Origin of the sequence: Streptomyces sp. NBC_00525, from assembly GCF_036346595.1 — a bacterium.
Taxonomy (GTDB): domain Bacteria; phylum Actinomycetota; class Actinomycetes; order Streptomycetales; family Streptomycetaceae; genus Streptomyces.
In genome coordinates, this window is the sequence record NZ_CP107834.1 from 778,005 (window position 1) to 799,543 (window position 21,539).

At 72.7% G+C, this 21,539-nt stretch carries 19 protein-coding genes; 3 read left to right on the forward strand and 16 right to left on the reverse strand.

The annotated features are described in order from the left end of the window. The first annotated feature begins 82 nt into the window (after positions 1 to 82). Positions 83 to 1,474, forward strand: coding sequence for a uracil-xanthine permease family protein (locus tag OG710_RS03280; RefSeq protein ID WP_330238001.1), 1,392 nt, complete (start codon positions 83 to 85; stop codon positions 1,472 to 1,474). Positions 1,475 to 1,534: 60 nt separating this feature from the next. Here OG710_RS03280 and OG710_RS03285 read toward each other — a convergent pair whose 3' ends face one another. The 4 genes from OG710_RS03285 to OG710_RS03300 form a co-directional block, all read right to left on the reverse strand. Further along, positions 1,535 to 3,235 carry a flavin monoamine oxidase family protein gene (locus OG710_RS03285; RefSeq protein ID WP_330238002.1) on the reverse strand — a complete coding sequence of 567 codons (1,701 nt, stop codon included), beginning with the start codon at positions 3,233 to 3,235 and terminating at the stop codon, positions 1,535 to 1,537. 73 nt (positions 3,236 to 3,308) lie between these two features. Next, complete coding sequence (locus tag OG710_RS03290) at positions 3,309 to 4,106, reverse strand: carbon-nitrogen hydrolase family protein (RefSeq protein WP_330238003.1); 798 nt, start codon at positions 4,104 to 4,106, stop codon at positions 3,309 to 3,311. A 164-nt stretch (positions 4,107 to 4,270) separates the two neighbouring features. Next, on the reverse strand, positions 4,271 to 4,726 hold the full coding sequence (locus OG710_RS03295; protein ID WP_018103925.1) for an Lrp/AsnC family transcriptional regulator: 456 nt from the start codon (positions 4,724 to 4,726) through the stop codon (positions 4,271 to 4,273). A 134-nt stretch (positions 4,727 to 4,860) separates the two neighbouring features. Further along, on the reverse strand, positions 4,861 to 6,327 hold the full coding sequence (locus OG710_RS03300) for a GuaB1 family IMP dehydrogenase-related protein (protein WP_111333950.1): 1,467 nt from the start codon (positions 6,325 to 6,327) through the stop codon (positions 4,861 to 4,863). A gap of 308 nt (positions 6,328 to 6,635) precedes the next feature. Here OG710_RS03300 and OG710_RS03305 point away from each other — a divergent pair, with 308 nt between their 5' ends. Beyond that, entirely contained in the window at positions 6,636 to 7,661 is a 1,026-nt protein-coding gene (locus tag OG710_RS03305; protein WP_330238004.1) for a terpene synthase family protein, read from the forward strand. 76 nt (positions 7,662 to 7,737) lie between these two features. Here the strand turns inward: OG710_RS03305 and OG710_RS03310 are convergent, their stop codons facing one another. The 4 genes from OG710_RS03310 to fmt all read right to left on the reverse strand — a co-directional run bounded on the left by OG710_RS03310 (position 7,738) and on the right by fmt (position 12,158). Beyond that, positions 7,738 to 8,754 carry a sugar-binding transcriptional regulator gene (locus tag OG710_RS03310; RefSeq protein WP_111333948.1) on the reverse strand — a complete coding sequence of 339 codons (1,017 nt, stop codon included), beginning with the start codon at positions 8,752 to 8,754 and terminating at the stop codon, positions 7,738 to 7,740. A gap of 150 nt (positions 8,755 to 8,904) precedes the next feature. After that, positions 8,905 to 9,588 (reverse strand): ribulose-phosphate 3-epimerase, encoded by a 684-nt coding sequence (gene rpe / locus OG710_RS03315; RefSeq protein WP_330238005.1) that lies wholly within the window; start codon positions 9,586 to 9,588, stop codon positions 8,905 to 8,907. Between the two features lie 114 nt (positions 9,589 to 9,702). After that, on the reverse strand, positions 9,703 to 11,148 hold the full coding sequence (locus OG710_RS03320; protein ID WP_330238006.1) for an RsmB/NOP family class I SAM-dependent RNA methyltransferase: 1,446 nt from the start codon (positions 11,146 to 11,148) through the stop codon (positions 9,703 to 9,705). 77 nt (positions 11,149 to 11,225) lie between these two features. Then, positions 11,226 to 12,158 carry a methionyl-tRNA formyltransferase gene (gene fmt, locus OG710_RS03325; protein ID WP_330238007.1) on the reverse strand — a complete coding sequence of 311 codons (933 nt, stop codon included), beginning with the start codon at positions 12,156 to 12,158 and terminating at the stop codon, positions 11,226 to 11,228. A 244-nt stretch (positions 12,159 to 12,402) separates the two neighbouring features. Here fmt and OG710_RS03330 point away from each other — a divergent pair, with 244 nt between their 5' ends. Further along, entirely contained in the window at positions 12,403 to 12,870 is a 468-nt protein-coding gene (locus tag OG710_RS03330; protein WP_111333944.1) for a hypothetical protein, read from the forward strand. A 75-nt stretch (positions 12,871 to 12,945) separates the two neighbouring features. Here OG710_RS03330 and OG710_RS03335 read toward each other — a convergent pair whose 3' ends face one another. The 8 genes from OG710_RS03335 to OG710_RS03370 all read right to left on the reverse strand — a co-directional run bounded on the left by OG710_RS03335 (position 12,946) and on the right by OG710_RS03370 (position 21,520). After that, positions 12,946 to 15,090 carry a primosomal protein N' gene (locus OG710_RS03335; protein WP_330238008.1) on the reverse strand — a complete coding sequence of 715 codons (2,145 nt, stop codon included), beginning with the start codon at positions 15,088 to 15,090 and terminating at the stop codon, positions 12,946 to 12,948. Positions 15,091 to 15,217: 127 nt separating this feature from the next. Then, a complete protein-coding gene (gene metK / locus OG710_RS03340; RefSeq protein WP_330238009.1) occupies positions 15,218 to 16,441 on the reverse strand; it encodes a methionine adenosyltransferase in 1,224 nt (407 codons plus the stop codon). 239 nt (positions 16,442 to 16,680) lie between these two features. Beyond that, a complete protein-coding gene (gene coaBC / locus OG710_RS03345) occupies positions 16,681 to 17,883 on the reverse strand; it encodes a bifunctional phosphopantothenoylcysteine decarboxylase/phosphopantothenate--cysteine ligase CoaBC (protein WP_330238010.1) in 1,203 nt (400 codons plus the stop codon). A 148-nt stretch (positions 17,884 to 18,031) separates the two neighbouring features. Further along, positions 18,032 to 18,304, reverse strand: a complete 273-nt coding sequence (rpoZ, locus tag OG710_RS03350; RefSeq protein ID WP_003970369.1) for a DNA-directed RNA polymerase subunit omega — start codon at positions 18,302 to 18,304, stop codon at positions 18,032 to 18,034. Between the two features lie 45 nt (positions 18,305 to 18,349). Beyond that, positions 18,350 to 18,967, reverse strand: a complete 618-nt coding sequence (gene gmk / locus OG710_RS03355; protein ID WP_111333940.1) for a guanylate kinase — start codon at positions 18,965 to 18,967, stop codon at positions 18,350 to 18,352. 38 nt (positions 18,968 to 19,005) lie between these two features. Continuing rightward, the gene (locus OG710_RS03360) at positions 19,006 to 19,329 is read right to left on the reverse strand and encodes an integration host factor (protein ID WP_018103912.1); all 324 of its coding nucleotides are present in this window, start codon (positions 19,327 to 19,329) and stop codon (positions 19,006 to 19,008) included. 245 nt (positions 19,330 to 19,574) lie between these two features. Then, positions 19,575 to 20,414 (reverse strand): orotidine-5'-phosphate decarboxylase, encoded by an 840-nt coding sequence (gene pyrF, locus OG710_RS03365; RefSeq protein WP_330238011.1) that lies wholly within the window; start codon positions 20,412 to 20,414, stop codon positions 19,575 to 19,577. Beyond that, complete coding sequence (locus OG710_RS03370) at positions 20,411 to 21,520, reverse strand: quinone-dependent dihydroorotate dehydrogenase (protein ID WP_330238012.1); 1,110 nt, start codon at positions 21,518 to 21,520, stop codon at positions 20,411 to 20,413. Before OG710_RS03370 ends, pyrF begins: the two co-directional genes overlap by 4 nt. Positions 21,521 to 21,539 lie beyond the last annotated feature (19 nt).

Here is a 21,539-nt window from a genome sequence, read left to right on the forward strand (position 1 = left end):
CTACCATGGCGCTGATCTTTTCCGCGAAGAGCGCCGTGTCCGGCGGGTACGGGCTCACGCACCTACACCACAGGGAGCAACCATGGGCCTCGGCGTGCGCTGGACCTTGCACGGCGACGGGAAGACGCCCGCACCGGGAGCGGTGGTCCGCCCCGACGAGCGGCTCTCCTGGCCCCGGACCTTCGGGCTCGGCGCACAGCACGTGGTCGCCATGTTCGGCGCGTCGTTCGTCGCGCCGGTCCTGATGGGGCTCGACCCGAACCTGGCGATCATGATGTCGGGTGTCGCGACCGCCATCTTCCTGCTGGCCACGCGCGGCCAGGTGCCCAGCTACCTGGGCTGCTCGCTCTCCTTCGTCGGGGTGGCCGCGACGATCCGGGCGAGCGGCGGCGACAGCGCGGTGGTCACCGGCGCGGTGTTCGTGGTCGGCGCGGTGCTCTTCCTCGCCGGTCTGGCCGTGCAGCGGTTCGGCGCGCGGATCATCCACGCGGCGATGCCGCCGGTGGTCACGGGCGCGGTGGTCATGCTCATCGGCTTCAACCTGGCGCCGGTGACCGCGTCCACGTACTGGCCGCAGGACCAGTGGACGGCGCTCCTGGTGATGCTGTTCACCGGTCTGGCCGTGGTGTGCCTGCGCGGCTTCTTCTCCCGGATCGCGATCTTCCTGGGGCTGGTCTTCGGTTACGTCCTGTCCTGGGTGCTGGACCGGGTCTTCGGGAAGATCCACTCCCCCGCGGGCGGCGCCGAGGCGGTCGACCACTGGCGCCTGGACCTGTCGGGCGTCGGCAAGGCCGACTGGATCGGGCTGCCCTCGTTCCACGCGCCGAGCTTCGAGTGGTCGGCGATCCTGGTCGCGCTGCCCGTCGTCATCGCCCTGATCGCCGAGAACGCCGGGCATGTGAAGGCGGTCGGCGAGATGACCGGCGACTCGCTGGACGGCAAGCTGGGCACGGCCATCGCCGCGGACGGCGCGGCCTCGATGCTCTCGACGGCGGTGGGCGGCCCGCCGAACACCACGTACTCCGAGAACATCGGTGTGATGGCCGCGACCCGCGTGTACTCCACCGCCGCCTACTGGGCCGCCGCCGGCTTCGCCCTGCTGTTCGGCCTCTGCCCGAAGTTCGGCGCGGTCGTCGCGGCGATTCCGGGCGGGGTGCTCGGCGGCATCACGGTCATCCTGTACGGCATGATCGGCCTGCTCGGTGCGCAGATCTGGCTGAACGCCGGGGTGGACCTGCGCAATCCGCTGAACCTGGTGCCGGCCGCGGCGGGCATCATCATCGGCGTCGGCGGGGTCAGCCTGAAGATCACCGACAACTTCGAGCTGGGCGGCATCGCGCTCGGCACCATCGTGGTGATCACCGGCTACCACGTGCTGCGGGCCTTCGCCCCGGCCCACCTCAAGACGCAGGAGCCGCTGCTCGACTCGGGCACCTCCGCGTACGACGAGAAGCCGCCGGCCGCCGGCTCCTGACGGGAACGGCCGTACGGGCCGGGCGGGGCCGTACGGCCGGCGGTGCTCAGTCCTCGGGGCTCAGTCCTCGGGCAGTTCTACCGGGGCCAGCTCGTCGAACAGGTCGCCCGGCCCTGGGTTGGTCGGGTCGGTCGCGCCGCCGAAGTGGTGCATCACGCCCCATACCGCGTTGAGCGCGGTCTGCACGGCGCCCTCGGCCCAGCCGGCCGTCCAGGAGATGTCGTCGCCGGCCAGGAACAGGCCCCGCTTGTCGGCGGGCAGCCGGTCCTGCATGAAGTGGGTGAACAGGCGCCGCTGGTAGCGGTAGTGGCCGGGCAGGTTGGCCTTGAACGCGCCCATGAACCAGGGCTCGTTCTCCCAGGACACGGTGACCGGGTTGCCGATGACATGGCCGCGGATGTCGACGTTCGGGTAGATCTCGCCGAGCGACTTCAGCATCACGTCCATGCGCTCGGTCGCCGACAGTGGCAGCCATTTGAGGCTGTCGTCGCACCAGGTGTACGAGAGGCAGATGCTGGCCGGCCGGTCCGGTCCGTCGTCCAGCAGATAGGTGCCGCGGGTCATCCGGTCGGTCAGCGTCATCGACATGGTGTCGCGCCCGGTGCTCTCGTCCTTGTCCAGCCAGAACGGCCGGTCCACGGGTACGAACAGCTTGGACGACTCCATGTAGTGGGTGCGCTCCACCGCCGTCCAGTGGTCGATCGGGAAGAGCGCGTCGTCGCAGGCGATCTTGGAGAGCAGCAGCCAGGACTGGCCGGTGAAGACGGCCGCCCGGTAGGTGCGGATGTCGCCGGAGGCGTCGGTGACGGTGATCCGGTTGCCGGCCGTGCGGTGCAGCCGGGTCACGGCGCCGCGCGGCTCGCCATCGTGCAGCGAGGACAGCGAGGTGCCGAGCGGCCAGTGGACGATCTTCTGCGGCTCGCGCTCCCACAGGCGCTGCGGGAGCTGCTGGCTGCCGCCGACGATGGAGCGGTGGTGGTCGTCCGCCTCGGTGTAGACGACGCGCAGGATCTCCAGGATGGAGTTGGGGAAGTCGGTGTCCCAGCCGCCGGTGCCGAAGCCGACCTGGCCGAAGATCTCGCGGTGCCGGAAGGACTTGAAGGCCTCGGAGTCGCAGAGGAAGCCGTAGAACGTCTGGTTGTCGAGCTTCTCGACCAGCCGGGACCAGATCTCCCTGATCCGGGGGACGTCGCGTTCGCGCAGCGCCCGGTTCATGTCGGTGAAGTCGGCGCCCTCCTCCAGGCAGGCGTTCCAGGCGTCCATCACATCGCGGTAGACCTGCGGGAGTTCGTCGATGGTCCTGGCGTAGTGCGACTCGCCCTTGAGGTCCACGACGGTGGAGGGGGTGGCCGGGGCGAGCGGGTTGGGGAACGGCTTGGTCTCCAGGCCGACCAGGTCGATGTAGTGCTGGAGCGAGGTGGACGAGGGCGGGAAGCGCATCGCGCCCATCTCGGCGGTGAGCGGTTCGCCGTCCGTGGCGCAGCCCTCGAACTCGACGGTGCGCAGCCGTCCGCCGATGCGGTCGGCCTCGTAGACGACCGGCCGCAGGCCCATCTTCATCAGTTCGTACGCGGTGATGATGCCGGAGAGCCCGCCGCCGATGACGGCCACCTCGGTGCCGTGCTCGGTGGCCGGGACCTGGCCGATGCCCGCCGGGTGGGCGAGGAAGTCGTCGTACGCGTAGGGGAAGTCCGGCCCGATCATGGTGATCGGCGGGGCCGCTTCCTCGGTGCTCTGGACGGCGGGGGGCACGGACGTCATGGGGTAGGGACTCCTTGCGGGTACGGCGGGGCGGCGGGAAGAGGGGAAGAGGGTGCGGCGGATCGCGTCGGGCTCAGGCGAGGGAGCCGTACAGGCCGGGGCGGCGGTCGCGCAGATACGGGTTGGCGGCCCGTGAGTCGGCCAGCAGAGCGGGGTCGACGTCGCCGGTGACGAGTTCCCCGCCGTGCCCGGCGCGGGCGCGGACCGTGCCGTCGGGGCCGGCCAGGCAGCTCAGTCCGGTGAAGTCGTACGGGCCCTCGGGGCCGGTGCGGTTGACGTAGGCGATGTAGAGCTGGCTCTCGAAGGCGCGGACCGGGACGACGGATTCGGCGACGAACGAGAAGGGGTGCATCAGCGCGGTGGGGACCAGCAGGAGGTCGGTGCCGGCCAGGGCGTGCGCCCGGACGTTCTCCGGGAACTCGACGTCGTAGCAGGTCAGCAGGCCGATCCGGACGCCGTCCAGTTCGGCCTGGACGACGGGCTGCTCGCCGGGCGTGAACCAGTGCTGCTCGAAGTCGCCGAAGAGGTGCGTCTTGCGGTAGCGGGCGAGCGGGGTGCCGTCGGGGCCGATGAGCTGGGCGGAGTTGTAGAGGGTCTCGCCGTCGCGCTCGGGGTAGCCGTAGTGGACGGCGATGCCGTGCCGTACGGCGATCTCGGCGACGGTCCGGGCGGCGGGCCCGTCCGCGGCCTCGGCGAGCCGGGGCACGTCGTCGCCGATGGCGTAGCCGGTGAGGTACAGCTCGGGGCAGACCAGCAGCCGGGCGCCGGTCTCGGCGGCGCGGCGCGCGGCGTCCGCCAGCAGCTCGACGGAGCCGGCGACCGAGCCGGGGCGTCCGGAGCTCTGGAACAGGGCGGTGCGCAACGGCGGCATGGCTGACCTCGGACGATGCGGGCGGAGCGGGGACGTAGAAGACGGTACGTTCCGCGATTCGGCCCGGACAAGCGGCGACCGTTGCGCATCGACGGCCGATCCGTTGCGCGCTTCGGGCGGGATGCGGCGATTCGTTGCGTGCCCCCGGTCCGTGCGGGGCGGGGTCAGCCCGGTGAGCCCGAGGAGTACCGCCGGAGCAGCGGCGAGAGCACCAGGACCGACTTGGTGCGCTCCACGTACGGTTCGCCCGCGATGCGCTCCAGGACCTGTTCGAAGTGGCGCATGTCGGCGGCGAAGACCTGGACGAGCGCGTCGGCGTCGCCGGTGACGGTGGAGGCGGAGGCGACCTCGGGGTAGCGGGCGAGGCCCTGCTTGATGGACTCCGGGGAGGTGTTGCGGCTGCAGTAGATCTCGATGTAGCCCTCGGTCTCCCAGCCGAGCGCGGCCGGGTCCACCCGCACGGTGAACCCGGTGATGGCGCCCTCGGCGCGCAGCCGGTCCACGCGGCGCTTCACGGCGGGCGCGGACAGGCCGATGATCGAGCCGATGTCGGCGTAGGAGCGGCGGGCGTCCTCGGCCAGGGCGTGGACGATGCGTTCGTCCAGGTCGTTCAGTCGCACGTCGTACGGGTCACTTCTCTGCGGTGGCGCGGGCGGAGCCGGGCACGGCTGTGCCGGGGACGACGCGTGCCGCCCCCGGCAGTAGACCACGGCCCGGGGCCCGTCCGGCGGATCGGGGCCCCGGGGGACACGCCCTAGCTCCAGCTGGCGTGCAGCGGCTTGCCCTCCGCGTAGCCGGCGGCGCTCTGTACGCCGACGACGGCCTTCTCGGCGAACTCCGCGAGGGAGGCGGCGCCCGCGTAGGTGCAGGAGGAGCGGACGCCCGCGATGATCGAGTCGATCAGGTCCTCGACGCCGGGGCGGGCCGGGTCCAGGAACATCCGGGAGGTGGAGATGCCCTCCTCGAAGAGCGCCTTGCGGGCGCGGTCGTACGCGGACTCGTCGGAGGTGCGGTTCTTCACGGCGCGCGCGGACGCCATGCCGAAGGACTCCTTGTAGAAGCGCCCGTCGGCGGTCTGCTGGAGGTCGCCGGGCGACTCGTACGTGCCGGCGAACCAGGAGCCGATCATCACGTTGGAGGCGCCGGCCGCGAGGGCCATGGCGACGTCGCGGGGGTGGCGGACGCCGCCGTCCGCCCAGACGTGCTTGCCGTACTTCTTCGCCTCGGCGGCGCATTCCAGCACGGCGGAGAACTGGGGCCGGCCGACGCCGGTCATCATCCGGGTGGTGCACATGGCGCCGGGTCCGACGCCGACCTTGATGATGTCGGCCCCGGCCTCGATGAGGTCGCGCACGCCCTCTGCGGCGACGATGTTGCCCGCCACGATCGGGACCCGCGGGTCCAGGGCCCGGACCGCGCGCACGGCGCTGATCATGGATTCCTGGTGGCCGTGGGCGGTGTCCACGACGAGGGTGTCCACCCCGGCGTCGAGGAGCTGCTTGGCCTTGCCGGCCACATCGCCGTTGATGCCGACGGCGGCGGCGATCCGCAGCTTGCCGTCCGCGTCGGTGGCGGGGGTGTACAGGGTGGCGCGCAGGGCTCCCTTGCGGGTGAGGATGCCGACGAGGCGGCCGTCCGCGTCCACGGCGGGGGCGAGCTTGCGGTTGGCGCCGTCGAGCTTGTTGAAGGCGTCGCGCGGGTCGATGTCCGCGTCCAGCAGGACCAGGTCCTTGGACATGACCTCGGAGAGCTGGGTGAAGCGGTCCACGCCGGACAGGTCGTGGTCGGTGACCACGCCGACGGGCCGGCGCTCGTCGTCCACGACGACCCCGGCGCCGTGGGCGCGCTTGTGCAGCAGGGACAGCGCGTCGGCGACCGTCTGGGCCGGGGACAGCTCGATGGGCGTGTCGAGCACCAGGTGGCGCGTCTTCACCCAGGAGATGACCTCGGTGACGACCTCGATCGGGATGTCCTGCGGGATGACGACCAGGCCGCCGCGCCGGGCGATGGTCTCGGCCATCCGGCGGCCCGCGATCGCCGTCATGTTCGCGACGACGAGGGGGATGGTGGTGCCGCTGCCGTCGGGGGAGGACAGATCGACTCCCTGGCGCGATCCGACCGCCGATCGGCCCGGAACCATGAAGACATCGTCGTACGTGAGGTCGTACGGGACCGAAGGGGACTCTGTGTAGCGACCGGTGCCGGGCTCAAGAAAACGCATAACACTCATTTTTTCATACGAAATCACGCAGGTCGCTTCCACGAAGACACAACAAACGACCCCCTATTTTGTGGCTTCCTCCAAAAGGAAACCTTGATGGGGGCCACGGGCATATGCCACCTGCCTTGCCGGACAACTTTACCGGAACCGCATTCATCCATTCCGATCATCTGCCCTGGACCTGGTGACGGGGGGTCAGGTAGCTTCAAACCCGCAGGTCCCGTGGGTCGTCACCATGCCTCGGAGGAACGGACGGACCATGTACAACTGCCGTCACCCGTACGACCGGAGAGGATTGAGACCCGCCCGTGGAGAACAAACTTCCGGATATTTACTGCCCGTTCCCCCAGCGGACGAACCCGCATGTCCCCCACGTCCGCCGACATCTTGACACCTGGATTCGCGACACCGGTCTGGTACACCGGGATTCGGCCAGAGCGCGATTCGAGCAGGCCGACTTCGGCGCGTTCGTCGGCATGGTCTATCCCACAGCGGACAGTGAGCGTCTCGAACTCGTCGCCGACTGGTTCGTCTGGCTCTTCCTCGTGGACGACCAGCTCGACGACGGCCACCTGGGCCGCAGTCCCGAACGCGTCCGGGACGTCGTCGCGCTGATGCTGTCGGTCGTCGAGGGCACCCGGACCGGGGTCCTCGCCAACGAGGAGCTGCCCGCGGCGGTGGTCGCCCTCATCGACCTGTGGCAGCGCACCACGCCGACCGCGGCGGTGCACTGGCGGCGCCGGTTCGCCTGGCATCTGCGCAAGTACCTCACCACCACCACGACCTGGGAGGCCGGGAACCGGGCGGCGGGCGTGGTGCCGTCCGAGGAGCTGTACATCGAGAAGCGCCGCCATACCGGCGCGATCCTCGTCTGCATGGACCTCATAGAAATCGTCGCCGACATCGAGGCGCCCCAGTCGATCCACAACGACCCCCGGTTCATCACGGCCCTGGAATCGTCCTGCAACCATGTGTGCTGGGCCAATGACGTGTACTCCTACGAGAAGGAACAGGTGCTCGGCGAGATCCACAACCTCGTCCATCTGGTCCGCCACCACCGCGGCTTCGGCAAGCAGGAAGCGCTGGAACACGTCTGTGCGGAGCTCGCCGGGGAGACGGAGCGCTTCCTGACGGCGGAGGCCGAGCTGCTGGCGGCCTATCCGCAGCTGGCGCCGATGCTGGAGCCGTACCTCGACGGAATGCGCAGCTGGATGCGCGGCAATCTCGACTGGTCCCGGCAGACACCCCGCTACAACCCGGCCGACGTCAGCCAGTACGACCGGCCGGAACAGTATCTGGAGGCCACGGTGCTGGGCGTCACCCCGCAGGACTGACCACCGTGCGCATGAGGGAGGGGCGGCCGTACGGCCGCCCCTCCCTCATGTCCTTCGCATCCCTCGTCCGGAGGGGTCAGTCGCCGTCCGGGTCGGCCCGCTCCAGGGCCGGCCGGCGCGGGGCCCCGGACTCCGTCAGCAGGTAGTCCGCCGCGGCCGTGTCCGTCACCAGGCTGGTGACCAGTCCCGAGCGCAGCACCGCGCCGATCGCGGCGGCCTTGCGCTGCCCGCCCGCGATCGCCACGACCTCCGGAATCCGGCGCAGCCGGTCCGCCTCGACGGTGATGCACCGCTCACCGAGGTCCCGGCCGACCCGGCGGCCCTCCGCGTCGAACAGATGGGCCGACATCTCCGCGGCCACACCGAGCGAGGCGTAGTGCCGGCGCTCCTCGTCCGAGAGCATGTCGTGCACCGTGGAGATCCCCGGCTCCCAGGAACCGATGGAGACGGCCGCCACCGTCACCTTGTCGAAGTACTCGAAGGCGCGGGCGATCCCGGTCTGGTGGCGCAGCGCGGCGGCCGTCGCCGGGTCCGGCAGCAGCATCGGCGCGTAGATCGGGTGGGCCTCGCCGCCGGAGACCTGGGCCGCGCGCCGCACCGCCTCCACCGAACCGCGCTCGGCGGTGCCCGCGTCGTACACCCCGGTGAGCTGCACGACCGTGCACGGGGGCAGCCGGTCGAGGGCGGCGGCCATGTGGATGGTGGAGCGGCCCCAGGCCAGCCCGAGCACATCGCCCTCGGTCACCAGTTCGCCGAGCAGATCGGCCGCGACCTCGCCCAGATTCTCCGGGTCGGCCGCGTCGTCCTGCTCCTCCGCCGGGGACTCGACGACCACCGCGTGGCGCAGCCCGTAACGGGCCCGCAGCGCGTCGGAGCGCTCGGCGTCCAGCTCCGCCGGGACGCGGATCTCGATCCGTACGAGGTCGCGCTCCAGGGCGGTCTCCAGGACGCGCGCGACCTTGAAACGGCTGACGCCGAACTCCTCGGCGATCTGGATCTTGGACTTGCCCTCGAGGTAGAAGCGGCGGGCCATGGCCGCCGCCTGCACCAGCTCCGCGGGCCCCATCCGCAGGGCGGACCGGCCCGCCGACATTGCAGACACCGCGTTCTCCTCACTGCTGTTCACGCTCTTGATACGTCGTTCATCCTGTCAGATACGACGATCCCTGACCGGTCCCGTCGGACCCCGTTCATCTGCCCTTGGCCCGGACGACTCCTGTGCCCGTGTCCGCGCCGCGGGGGCTCAGTGCGCGCAGCCCCAGCCGGCCGCGCCGATGGCTCCCTCGGCCTTGGCCCGCAGGGACCGCACGGCGGCGGCCGGGTCCGCGGCGTTGTAGACGGCGGAGCCGGCCACGAAGACGTCGGCGCCCGCCTCGGCGCAGCGCTCGATGGTGGACTCGGAGACCCCGCCGTCCACCTGGAGCCACAGGTCGAGGCCGTGCTTGGAGATCAGTTCACGGGTGCGCCGGATCTTGGGCAGCATGATGTCCAGGAACGCCTGGCCGCCGAAGCCCGGTTCCACGGTCATGATCAGCAGCATGTCGAGTTCGGGGAGCAGGTCCTCGTACGGCTCGATGGGCGTCGCCGGCTTGAGCGCCATGGAGGCGCGGGCGCCCTTGGCGCGGATCTCGCGGGCCAGCCGGACGGGGGCCGCGGCGGCCTCGGCGTGGAAGGTGACCGACCCGGCCCCGGCCTCGACGTACTGGGGCGCCCAGCGGTCCGCGTCCTCGATCATGAGGTGGCAGTCCAGCGGCGTGTCCGTGGCCCTGCTGAGCGATTCCACGATCGGAACGCCGAGGGTCAGATTGGGCACGAAGTGGTTGTCCATGACGTCGACATGGAGCCAGTCGGCGCCTTCGACGGCCTTCGCCTCGTCGGCGAGACGCGCGAAGTCGGCGGAGAGAATACTCGGGTTGATCTGGGCCATGGGCCAAGACTGCCATGTTCTGCGTCACTTCCCCGCCCCGGTGCGCTCCAAAGCCTCACGGGATCATTACGGTTCGAGCAAGAGCGGTGTTCCGCCCCGGCGCGGGGGGTGCGGTCAGCCGGTACGGCGCAGCAGCGCGAGGTACATGGCGTCGGTGCCGTGCAGATGCGGCCAGAGCTGGACGTCGGGCCCGTCGCCGAGCGCGGGCACACCGGGCAGCAGCGGGCGGGCGTCGATCCACTCCGCCTCGACGGGCGCGCCGCCGCGCCCCTTGAGCACGTCCTCCACGACGACCCGGGTCTCGGCGAGGTGCGGCGAGCAGGTGGCGTAGCCGACGACGCCGCCGACGCGGACGGCCTTGATCGCCTCGCGCAGCAGCCCGCGCTGGAGGGGCGCGAAGCCCTCCAGGTCCTCGGGGCGGCGGCGCCAGCGGGCCTCCGGGCGGCGGCGCAGGGCGCCGAGGCCGGAGCAGGGCACGTCCACCAGGACCCGGTCGAAGGTGCCGGGGAGCCACGGCGGGCGGGTGCCGTCGGCGGTGACCACCTGGTACGGGCCGGGGTTGCCGGTCAGCGCGCGCTCCACGAGGCGGGCGCGGTGCGGCTGGCGTTCGGCGGCGAGCAGGGCGGCGCCGCGTCCGGCGGCGAGCGCGGCGAGCAGGGCCGCCTTGCCGCCGGGGCCCGCGCAGCCGTCCAGCCAGCGGGCGTCGGGGCCCTCCAGCGGGGCGGCGGCGAGCGCGGCGGCGACCAGCTGGCTGCCCTCGTCCTGGACCCCGGCCCGGCCCTCGCGCACGGCGGTCAGGGCGCCGGGCTCGCCGCCCTCGGCCATGCGCACGGCGTGGGGCGACCAGCGGCCGGGCAGCGCGCTGTCCTCACCCAGCTCGGCGGTGAGCTCGGCGGTGAGCTCGGCGGTGGTGGAGCGGCCGGGGCGGGCGACCAGGGTGACCTCGGGGCGTTCGTTGTCCGCTTCGAGCAGGTCCTCGATGCCGGCGCGGCCGCCGCCGAGCGCGTCCCAGAGCGCGGAGACGACCCAGCGGGGGTGGGAGTGGACGACCGCGAGGTGGTCCTCGGCGTCGTCCTCGTAGGAGGGGGCCACCTTCGCCACCCAGCCGTCGAGGTCGTCGGCGGACACCTTGCGCAGGACGGCGTTGACGAACTTGGCGCGCCCCTCCCCCAGCACCACGCGGGCCAGCTCCACGCTCGCGGAGACCGCCGCGTGGGTGGGGATTCGGGTGCCGAGCAGCTGGTGCACGCCCATGTTCAGCACGTCCAGGACCGGCGGGTCCACCTCGCGCAGCGGCCGGTCGATGCAGGCGGCGACGATCGCGTCGTACGTGCCCTGGCGGCGCAGCGTGCCGTAGACCAGCTCGGTGGCCAGGGCCGCGTCGCGGTGGTCGAAGTCGCCCTTGGCGCGGGCCTTTTTCAGCAGCGGGGGCAGGACGAGGTTCGCGTACGCGTCGCGCTCGTCGACCGCCCGCAGGACCTCGAAGGCGAGGAAGCGGACCGGGTCCTTCTTCGGGCGGCGGTGCGGCTTGGCGGGACGGCGACGCGGCTGGTCGTTCACAGTGAAAGGTGCTCCGCTGGCGGTGAGGAAACGAACCCTCCCAGCCTACGTCCCCGCCCGCCGGGGGCCGGCCGGTCTCAGCTGCCCAGCAGCTCGCCGGGGACGATGCGGACGCCGCGCGCCCAGTCGGCGGCGCGCATCGGCTTCTTGCCCTGCGGCTGCACCCAGAGCAGCTCCACCGCGTGCGACCCGGTGCCCACGAACACGTTGTTCTTGCCGGCCGACAGCTCGCCGGGCGCCAGTTCGGACCGGTCCACGGCGGGGGTCGCCTGGACGAGCTTGAGCCGCTCGCCCCGGAACAGCGTCCAGGCGCCGGGGGCCGGGGTGCAGGCGCGGACGACCCGGTCCACCCGCAGCGCGGGCGCCGACCACTGGACCTGGGCGTCCTCCACGGTGATCTTGGGGGCGAGGGTGACGCCGTCGGCCGGCTGGGGCACGGCGTGCAGGGTGCCGTCCTCGATGCCGTCCATGGTCGCGGCGAGCAGCCCGGCCCCGGCGAACGCCAGCCGGGTCAGCAGGTCGCCGCTGGTGTCGGTGGGCCGGACCTCCTCGGTCAGGACGCCGTAGACGGGCCCGGAGTCGAGCCCCTCCTCGATGAGGAAGGTGGAGGCGCCGGTCACCTCGTCGCCGGCCATCACGGAGTGCTGCACGGGGGCGGCGCCACGCCAGGCGGGCAGCAGCGAGAAGTGCAGGTTGACCCAGCCCCTGGCCGGGACGTCGAGCGCCACCTTGGGCAGCAGCGCGCCGTAGGCGACGACCGGGCAGCAGTCCGGGGCGATCTCCCGCAGCCGGGCGAGGAAGTCCTCGTCCCTCGGCCTCGCGGGCTTCAGCACCTCGATCCCGGCCTCCTCGGCGCGCTGGGCGACCGGGCTGGCCACCAGCCGCCTGCCGCGCCCGGCGGGCGCGTCGGGCCTGGTCACGACGGCGGCCACCTCATGGCGGCCGGAGGCGATCAGGGCGTCCAGGGCGGGAACGGCTACCTCGGGGGTGCCGGCGAAGACGAGCTTCATGGGTGGCTGACTGCCTCTCAGGCCGGACTCTCAGGCCGAAACGTTACGGTGACGAGCAACGCACCAGTCTAGGCGGTGTCTTGGACGGGGGGCGTACGCGTCCTCGCGCGCCCCTCGCACGTGCTCATACGCCCCCCGAGCGTGACCAGATCCACAGGTGCGGCGTTGGTCAAGAGAGATTGACCGAAGCGAGCCGCCCTGGTGCGGCCCGATCCCTTTCAACGCCGGTTCGAGAGGCTTCTTCATGGCCGACCACGCAACCCACGACGCCCAAGCGAGGGCCAGTCTGCATCTTCTGGTGCGGGACATCGAGCGGGTCCGGCGGCAGGTGGACGCGCTGCGCACGCTCACCGCCCAACTGGGCAACGTCTACCGCCCGCGCCGCTCCGGCCCCTCCGCGGGCTTCGTCGTCTACGGCAGGGCCCCCGCCCCCACGGTCAGACTGGCCCAGGAACTGCGGGACAGCGTCGAGACGCTGGTCACGGCGGCCGTGGACTTCGACCGCTCGCTGGGCTTCTCCTGGGACGCGGTGGGCTCCGCGCTCGGGGTCACCAAGCAGGCCGTCCACCGCCGGTACGGGGCGCGGCGGGCCTCGCAGGCGGCCGCGGAGCCGGAGGTGGTCCCGCAACGCGGCCCCGCCGTCCCCGCCGCGCGCACGCCCCAGCCCCCGACGGACCGCCCCAGCCCCTTCCCGGGCCCCCGCAACGGCTGACGGCATCCGGCCGGGTCCACCACGACCCGGCCCGCCCGGCGCCCCAGGTCCACGCGCCGGGCGGGCCGGCCCGTCTCAGCCGATGTCCACCGGGTCCACCCGGACCCGCACCGCGCCCGCGCCCCCTCCGGCGCCCCGCGCGATCCGTGCCGCGCGCAGCGCCGCCGCCAGCGCGGCCCCGCTCCCCGGCGGCACCCGGATCAGCGCCCGCTCCCAGCTCTCCCCCGGCGGCGCCTCGAAGGACCGCCGCGGCCGCCCCGGCTGCGCGGCGGGCACCGGCACCGGGCCCAGCACCTCCGCGTCCTGCGGCAGCCTGGCCAGCCCCAGGAACGCGGCCAGCGCCTCCGGCGCCCCCGTCACCGACGCCATCCGGGACACCGGCGGAAAGCCCAGCTCGGCCCGCTCCGCCAGCTCCCGCCGGGCGTGCCCGACCGGGTCCCAGCGGACCAGCGCCTGCACGGGCCGCAGCGTCGGCTCGGCGACCACGACCACCGTGCCGCCCTCGGGCCGGCCCCGGACCAGCGCGGCGGCGGCCGTCCAGCGGCGCAGGGCCTCCTCGGCGGCGCGCAGATCGGGCCGGCCGACCATCGCCCAGCCGTCCAGCAGCAGCGCCGCCGCGTACCCGCCCTCGGCGACCGGCTCGGCGCCCGGCGTGGAGACGACGAGCGCGGGCCGGTCCGGCACCGCGTCCAGGACGTGGTCGCGCCCGGAGGTCCGCACCGGCACCGCCGGGAACGCCCGGCCCAGCTCCTCCGCCGTACGCCGGGCCCCCACGACCTGGGCGCGCAGCCGCCGTCCGCCGCAGGCCACGCAGTGCCAGGACGTCTCGGCCCGCCCGCACCAGGCGCAGTTCAGGTCCCGTTCGTCGGGCGCCTCCAGGGGGCCCGCGCACTGCCGGCACCGGGCGGGCTCCCGGCAGCGCTCGCAGGCGAGCCGGGGGGCGTAACCCCGCCGGGGCACCTGGACCAGCACCGGGCCGGTGCGCAGCCCGTCCCGGACGGTCTGCCAGGCGAGGCTGGGCAGCCGGGCGGCCCGCGCCGCCCCGTCCCGCGCCAGCTCGCCGTCGCCCACGGTGCGGATGACGGGCGCCGCGGCCCGCAGCTGCTCCCGCCCGGCGCGCAGCGGCAGCGCCCAGCCGCTCTCGACGAGCTGCGCGGCCTCGACCGTGCAGCTGAGGGAGCCGAGCAGGAACGCGCAGCGGCCGTGCGTGGCCCGCAGTTCCAGGACCTCGCGGACATGGGGGAAGGGGGCGCGGTCGTCGCTGTGGCTGGAGTCGCCGTCGTCCCAGACGACGACGAGCCCGAGGTCGGTGACGGGTGCGAACATCGCGGCCCTGGTCCCCACGACGGCCCGGACGGAGCCGCGCCGCACGGCGAGCCATTCCCGGTAGCGCCTGCCCGGTCCGGAGCCGGCCGTGAGCAGGGCGTGCCGGCCCTCTCCGAGGAGGGCGGTGAGCGCGGCGTCGACCCGTGCGGCGGAGCGGCCGTCGGGGACGACGACGAGGGCGCCGCGCCCGGCGGAGAGGGTGGCGGCGACGGCCGTCGCGATCTCGGCCGGCCAGTGCGGTCCGGGCAGAGCGGTCCACACGGCCCTGGGGGCGCCCCCGCCGGCCAGCGCGGACAGGAACGCGGGCCCCTGTTCGTACCGCTCCCAGGTGCCGGGGGCGGGTCGGGCGGGGGCGGGCAGGGGGTCGGGGGACGGCCGGGACTCGGCCTGCGCGTTCCTCGGGGGGACGGCGAGCTGGAGGACGTCGGCGAGGCTGCCCGCGTACCGGTCGGCGACGGCGCGGGCGAGGGCGAGCAGTCCGGGGCCGAGGACGGGCTCCGGGGACACGACGGAGGCGAGCGCGGCCAGCGCCCCGTTGTAGTCGGACCGGGCCAGCCGCTCGACGAGGAAGCCGTCGACGAGCCCGCCGCCCTCGCGCCGGCCGCCGCGCACATTGCGGCCCCCGGCGCCGAACCGGACCCGTACCCGCACACCGGGCTGGGCGTCGGCGTCCAGCTCGGCGGGGACCGCGTAGTCGAAGTACTGGTCGAGGTGGAGCGCCCCCTTGTTGACCAGGACGCGGGCGACGGGCAGTTCGTCGGCGAGCGCGGCCCCGCGCCAGGTGCGCGGCTTGGCGCGCGGTGCCTTGGCCCGGCGCACGGTCTCCCGGATCAGCGCGAGCTGTTCCGGCTCCCCCGCGCCGGACTCGCCGGACCGCTCGTTCTCGCTGCTCACAGCTCCATCCCTACCAGACGCCTCGGACAGCGGCGCCCGTCCTCCGCCTTGGCCCCCGTACCGCGACGCGCCGGAGCCCGGACGCCGTGACGGCGTCCGGGCTCCGGTGTGGGACTGCCTGGCCGTCCTACAGACCGGCGGCGGCGCGCAGGGCGTCCACCCGGTCCGTGCGCTCCCAGGTGAAGTCCGGCAGCTCACGGCCGAAGTGGCCGTAGGCGGCGGTCTGGGAGTAGATCGGGCGCAGCAGGTCGAGGTCGCGGATGATCGCGGCCGGGCGGAGGTCGAAGACCTCGCCGATGGCGTGCTCGATCTTCTCGGTCTCGACCGCGGCGGTGCCGAAGGTCTCGACGAAGAGGCCCACCGGCTCGGCCTTGCCGATCGCGTACGCGACCTGGACCTCGCAGCGGGCGGCGAGCCCGGCGGCGACGACGTTCTTGGCGACCCAGCGCATGGCGTACGCGGCGGAGCGGTCCACCTTCGACGGGTCCTTGCCGGAGAAGGCGCCGCCGCCGTGGCGGGCCATGCCCCCGTAGGTGTCGATGATGATCTTGCGGCCGGTCAGGCCCGCGTCGCCCATCGGGCCGCCGATCTCGAAGCGGCCGGTCGGGTTGACGAGGAGGCGGTAGCCCTCGGTTTCGAGCTTGATGCCGTCCTCGATGAGCTGGGACAGCACGTGCTCGACGACGAACTCGCGGATGTCGGGCGCGAGCAGCGAGTCGAGGTCGATGTCGCTGGCGTGCTGCGAGGAGACGACGACGGTGTCGAGGCGGATGGCCTTGTCGCCGTCGTACTCGATGGTGACCTGGGTCTTGCCGTCGGGGCGCAGGTACGGGATGGTCCCGTTCTTGCGGACCTCGGACAGCCGGCGCGAGAGCCGGTGCGCGAGGTAGATCGGCAGCGGCATCAGCTCCGGGGTCTCGTCGCAGGCGTAGCCGAACATCAGGCCCTGGTCGCCGGCGCCCTGCTTGTCGAGCTCGTCTTCCTGGTCCCTCTGGGAGGCACCCTCGACCCGCTTCTCGTACGCGGTGTCGACGCCCTGCGCGATGTCCGGAGACTGCGCGCCGATGGACACCGAGACGCCGCAGGAGGCGCCGTCGAAGCCCTTCTTGGAGGAGTCGTAGCCGATCTCCAGGACCTTGTTGCGGACCAGCGTCGGAATGTCGGCGTAGGCCTTGGTCGTGACCTCTCCGGCAACGTGCACCAGACCGGTGGTGATCAGGGTCTCGACGGCGACGCGGGAGGAGGGGTCCTCCCGCAGGAGCGCGTCGAGGATGGTGTCGCTGATCTGGTCGGCGATCTTGTCGGGGTGACCCTCGGTCACGGACTCCGAGGTGAAGAGACGGCGGGACACATCGCTCCCTGGGGTTGCAGCGGCTGCTGGCTGATCATTGGCCGGACCGTCCGGGAGCTGCGCCCGGCACGGTCCGGCTTGCAGTTTATCGGTCGGCCCCGGCCGCCGGACACCGTGTCTCGCCCTTTGACCGACCTGTGACGTGTTCCACCGAGGTCGAAGTGCCCCGGAAGCCCGCCGTCCGCCGGGCCCCGGCCGGGTCGCGCGGCCCCGCGCCACCCCGGCGTGTCACCGGAAATTCATCCGAGGCGGGCGGCCACCAGGTCCCATACGACGTCGGCGAGCGCCTCCTTGGGGCCGTGGGGCACCGGCGTCTCGGTGCCGTCGGCGGCGAGCACCACGGCCTCGTTCTCCTCGGAGCCGAAGGTCTTGCGCTCCCCCACCTCGTTGACCACCAGCAGGTCGCAGCCCTTGCGGCGGAGCTTCTCGCGGCCGTGGGCCAGGACGTCGTCGGTCTCGGCGGCGAATCCGACGACGAGCTGTCCGGGCACGGCGCGGTCGGCGGCGACCTCGGCGAGGATGTCCGGATTGCGGACGAGCGCGAGGGGGGCCGGTTCCCTGCCGTCCTTCTTCTTGATCTTGCCGGTGGCGTATTCGGCAGGCCGGAAATCGGCGACCGCGGCCGCCATGACGACGACGTCGGCGTCCCGTGCCGCCTCGATCACGGCCTCGCGCAGCTGGGTCGCGGTCCCCACGCGCACGACGTCGGCGCCGGACGGGTCGGGCAGCCCGGTGTTGGCCTCGACGAGGGTGACGCGGGCGCCCCGGGCGACGGCGGTGCGGGCGAGGGCGTAGCCCTGCTTGCCGGAGGAGCGGTTGCCGAGGAAGCGGACGGGGTCGAGGGGTTCGCGCGTCCCGCCGGCGCTGACGACCACGTGCCGGCCGGTGAGGTCGGGGGCGGCCGCGCCGCGGGCGAGGACGCGGCGGCAGACCTCGTAGATCTCGCCCGGATCGGGGAGCCGGCCCTTGCCGGTGTCCACGCCGGTGAGCCGGCCCACGGCGGGTTCGATGACGACGGCGCCCCGGCGGCGCAGCGTGGCGACGTTCTCCCGGGTGGCCGGGTGCTCCCACATCTCGGTGTGCATGGCCGGGGCGAAGACGACCGGGCAGCGGGCGGTGAGCAGGGTGTTGGTGAGCAGGTCGTCGGCGAGGCCGTGGGCGGCCCTGGCCAGCGTGTCGGCGGTGGCGGGGGCGACGACGACGAGGTCGGCGTGCTGGCCGATCCGGACGTGCGGCACCTCGTGGACGTCGTTCCAGACCTCGGTGGAGACGGGGTGGCCGGAGAGCGCCGACCAGGTGGCCGCGCCGACGAAGTTCAGGGCGGACGCGGTGGGGACGACCCGTACGTCGTGGCCGGACTCGGTCAGCCGGCGCAGCAGCTCGCACGCCTTGTACGCGGCGATGCCGCCGCTGACCCCCAGAACGACCTTCGGCTTGTCCACTGCGTCTCCCCGCACTCGGTTACGCACCCGGCGTACGTACACCCCCATGCTGCCTCACGGGCGCGGGCACCGGCCGGTCGGCCCGGGGACACACCGCGGGCCCGGCGGGGATGCCGCCGGACCCGTGGTGAAGACGCGTCGTCGCCGCTTACTGCGCGGGGCCCTCGATGGCCTCGGACGTGAGCAGGCCGGCGTTGATCTCGCGGAGCGCGATCGAGAGCGGCTTCTCGTGCACGTGGGTGTCGACGAGCGGACCGACGTACTCGAGAAGGCCCTCACCGAGCTGCGAGTAGTACGCGTTGATCTGGCGCGCGCGCTTGGCGGCGTAGATCACGAGGCTGTACTTCGAGTCGGTTGCCTCAAGGAGCTCATCAATCGGCGGGTTGATGATGCCCTCGGGCGTGGTGATGGAAGAGGACACGCTCTGCCTTCCGAAGGGGGTGAAGATCAAGAGCCGGGCGGTGGGTCACTCGCCGCCGGGCCGGTGGCCGGAAGCCTCCAGCATCAAGGCTAGCAGCTCACGTGCCACGTCCTCGACGGAGGTGTTGACGAGCGTCGTGTCGAACTCCGATTCGGCGGCCAGCTCGACCTTGGCGGCGCCGAGCCGGCGTTCGATCACCTCGGGCGCCTCGGTCCCCCGGCCGGTGAGCCGGCGCACCAGCTCCTCCCAGCTCGGCGGGGCGAGGAAGACGAGCTGCGCGTCCGCCATGGACTGGCGGACCAGCCGGGCGCCCTGGAGGTCGATCTCCAGGAGCACCGGCTCCCCCGCCTCCAGCCGCTCCTGCACGGCGCGGCGCGGCGTGCCGTAGCGGTTGCCGGCGAACTCGGCCCACTCCAGCAGTTCGCCGTTGGCGATCAGCTTGTCGAACTCCTCGTCGTCCACGAAGAAGTAGTGGACGCCGTTGCGTTCGCCGGGGCGCGGCTTGCGGGTCGTCGCCGACACCGACAGCCACACCTCGGGGTGAACCTTGCGCATATGTGCGACGACCGTGCTCTTGCCGACCCCCGAGGGGCCGGAGAGCACGGTCAGCCGCGGACGTACGTCCGGGGGTACGGGGGACGCCCCCCGCGATGTTGCAGCCATGGAGCGATTATCCAGGTTCTCAGGAGTGCCTGAGAACGTCAGGCGGCGGTGCCGCCGAACTCGCGCTCCAGGGATGCGATCTGGTTGGAGCCCAGACCCCGCACGCGGCGGCTCTCGGAGATGCCGAGCCGCTCCATGATCTGCTTGGCACGGACCTTGCCCACGCCGGGCAGGGACTCCAGCAGGGCGGAGACCTTCATCTTGCCGATGACGTCGTTCTCCTGGCCCGACTTGATGACCTCGTGGAGGGAGGCGCCGGAGTGCTTGAGTCGATTCTTGACCTCGGCCCGCTCCCGGCGAGCCGCGGCGGCCTTTTCGAGCGCGGCTGCGCGCTGTTCAGGGGTAAGGGGCGGAAGAGCCACGCCTACGTCACCTCGGATGTCGATCTGTCGGATACGGACCGGTGAGGCGACTGGAGCGCCCCTCACCTGGTGAGCCGCGAACACCCCGTGCGCGTCGGCTCTCGACGGAGACTAGCGGCCAAGGCCGCCGGAGTCAGCGAGAACAGACGAAAAGTCCTGGTCAGCCTCAGCCGACCAGGACTTTTCAGGCATAACGACCGACTTTTTTGGTCAGGATTTCGTCAACACGGTGTGAAGGGGCACACTCAGCGGTCCGAGACGGCCGTCCGGACCTCGTCCGCGAACCGCCCTGCCGCGTCGCGCAGCCCCGCCACGTCCGGGCCGTGGCGCAGCACGCCCCGGCTCACGCTGGGCACCACATTGCCCACCGCGTCCCCGAAGACGCCCGGCAGGTCCGCCGGGGTCGCCCCCTGCGCGCCGATCCCCGGTGCGAGCAGCGGGCCGTTGATCGCGAGGTCCACTCCCGCGTCGCCCAGCGTGGCCCCGACCACCGCGCCGACCGAGCCGAGCGGGGCGGCGCCCGCGTTCTCGGCGGCCATGTGGTCGAGCATCAGCTGGGCCAGCGGACGGCCGTCGGCGGCGGTGGCGCGCTGCACCTCGGCGCCCTCCGGGTTGGAGGTCAGCGCGAGGACGAAGACGCCGGCGCCGGAGATCGCCGCCGCGTCGAGCGCCGGGCGCAGCGAGCCGAAGCCGAGGTAGGGCGAGACGGTGACCGCGTCCGAGAACAGCGGCGAGTCCTTGTCCAGGTAGGTCGCCGCGTAGGCACCCATGGTGGAGCCGATGTCGCCGCGCTTGGCGTCCATCAGGACCAGGGCGCCGGCCGCGCGGGCCTCCTCGACGGCCTTCTCCAGGACCGCGATGCCGCGCGAGCCGAAGCGCTCGAAGAACGCGGACTGCGGCTTGAGCACGGCGACCCGGTCGGCCAGCGCCTCGACGACGGTCCGGGTGAACCGCTCCAGGCCGGCGATGTCGTCGCTCAGCCCCCAGGCGGTGAGCAGCGAGGCGTGCGGGTCGATGCCGACGCAGAGCGGGCCTCGGGTGTCCATGGCGTGGCGCAGCCGGGCGCCGAAGGGTTCCAGGGTCATTTCGCTGCCTTCCGGCTTTCCGCGCCGACGGCGTCGGCGAGCGTGGCGTACGGGGACGCGGCCAGGCGCGCGGCCAGGCCCTTGTGGATGGCACGGGCGTAGAAGGGTCCCTCGTAGATGAAGGCGCTGTAGCCCTGGACGAGCGTCGCCCCGGCGAGGATGCGCTGCCAGGCGTCCTCGGCGTTCTCGATGCCGCCGACGCCCACCAGGGTGATCCGGTCGCCCACGCGCCGGTGGAGGCGGCCGAGGACCTCCAGGGAGCGCGCCTTGAGGGGGGCTCCGGACAGTCCGCCGGTCTCCTTCACCAGTGCGGGCGGGGACGTCAGGCCCAGGCCCTCGCGGGCGATGGTGGTGTTGGTGGCGATGATGCCGTCCAGGCCGAGTTCGACGGCGAGGTCGGCGACGGCGTCCACGTCCTCGTCGGCGAGGTCCGGGGCGATCTTGACCAGCAGCGGGACGCGGCGGTGGGTGACGGTCCGGTCGGCGGCCTCGCGCACGGCGGTGAGCAGCGGGCGCAGCGACTCGGTGGCCTGGAGGTTGCGCAGGCCGGGGGTGTTGGGCGAGGAGACGTTGACGACGAGGTAGTCGGCGTGGGCGGCGAGGCGCTCGGTGGACTTCACGTAGTCGGCGGCGGCGTCGGCCTCGGCGACGACCTTGGTCTTGCCGATGTTGACGCCCACGGCGGTGCGGAAGACCGGCTTGCGGGCGGCGAGCCGGGCGGCGACGGCGGCGGAGCCCTCGTTGTTGAAGCCCATGCGGTTGATCAGCGCGCGGTCCGCCACCAGGCGGAACAGCCGCCGCTTCGGGTTGCCGGGCTGCGGTTCGCCGGTGACGGTGCCGATCTCGACGTGGTCGAAGCCGAGCATCGCCATGCCGTCGATCGCGACCGCGTTCTTGTCGAAGCCGGCGGCGAGGCCGAAGGGGCCGTGCATCCGCAGGCCCAGGGCCTCGGTGCGCAGCTCCTTGTACCGGGGGGCGAGGGCTGCGGCGAGGAAGGTGCGCAGCACGGGGACGCGGGCGGCGAGGCGAATCCAGCGGAAGGCCAGGTGGTGGGCGCGCTCGGCGTCCATGCGCTTGAAGACCAGCTGGAAGAAGAACTTGTACATCACGGTGTCCTCATGGAGA

What these genes read in the sequence shown, in the direction of transcription:
- OG710_RS03280 (WP_330238001.1), top strand. Translation starts at nt 83, where the DNA reads ATGGGCCTCGGCGTGCGCTGGACCTTGCACGGCGACGGGAAGACGCCC.
- OG710_RS03285 (WP_330238002.1), bottom strand. Translation starts at nt 3,235, where the DNA reads ATGACGTCCGTGCCCCCCGCCGTCCAGAGCACCGAGGAAGCGGCCCCG.
- OG710_RS03290 (WP_330238003.1), bottom strand. Translation starts at nt 4,106, where the DNA reads ATGCCGCCGTTGCGCACCGCCCTGTTCCAGAGCTCCGGACGCCCCGGC.
- OG710_RS03300 (WP_111333950.1), bottom strand. Translation starts at nt 6,327, where the DNA reads ATGCGTTTTCTTGAGCCCGGCACCGGTCGCTACACAGAGTCCCCTTCG.
- OG710_RS03310 (WP_111333948.1), bottom strand. Translation starts at nt 8,754, where the DNA reads ATGTCGGCGGGCCGGTCCGCCCTGCGGATGGGGCCCGCGGAGCTGGTG.
- rpe (WP_330238005.1), bottom strand. Translation starts at nt 9,588, where the DNA reads ATGGCCCAGATCAACCCGAGTATTCTCTCCGCCGACTTCGCGCGTCTC.
- fmt (WP_330238007.1), bottom strand. Translation starts at nt 12,158, where the DNA reads ATGAAGCTCGTCTTCGCCGGCACCCCCGAGGTAGCCGTTCCCGCCCTG.
- OG710_RS03330 (WP_111333944.1), top strand. Translation starts at nt 12,403, where the DNA reads ATGGCCGACCACGCAACCCACGACGCCCAAGCGAGGGCCAGTCTGCAT.
- gmk (WP_111333940.1), bottom strand. Translation starts at nt 18,967, where the DNA reads ATGGCTGCAACATCGCGGGGGGCGTCCCCCGTACCCCCGGACGTACGT.
- pyrF (WP_330238011.1), bottom strand. Translation starts at nt 20,414, where the DNA reads ATGACCCTGGAACCCTTCGGCGCCCGGCTGCGCCACGCCATGGACACC.
- OG710_RS03370 (WP_330238012.1), bottom strand. Translation starts at nt 21,520, where the DNA reads ATGTACAAGTTCTTCTTCCAGCTGGTCTTCAAGCGCATGGACGCCGAG.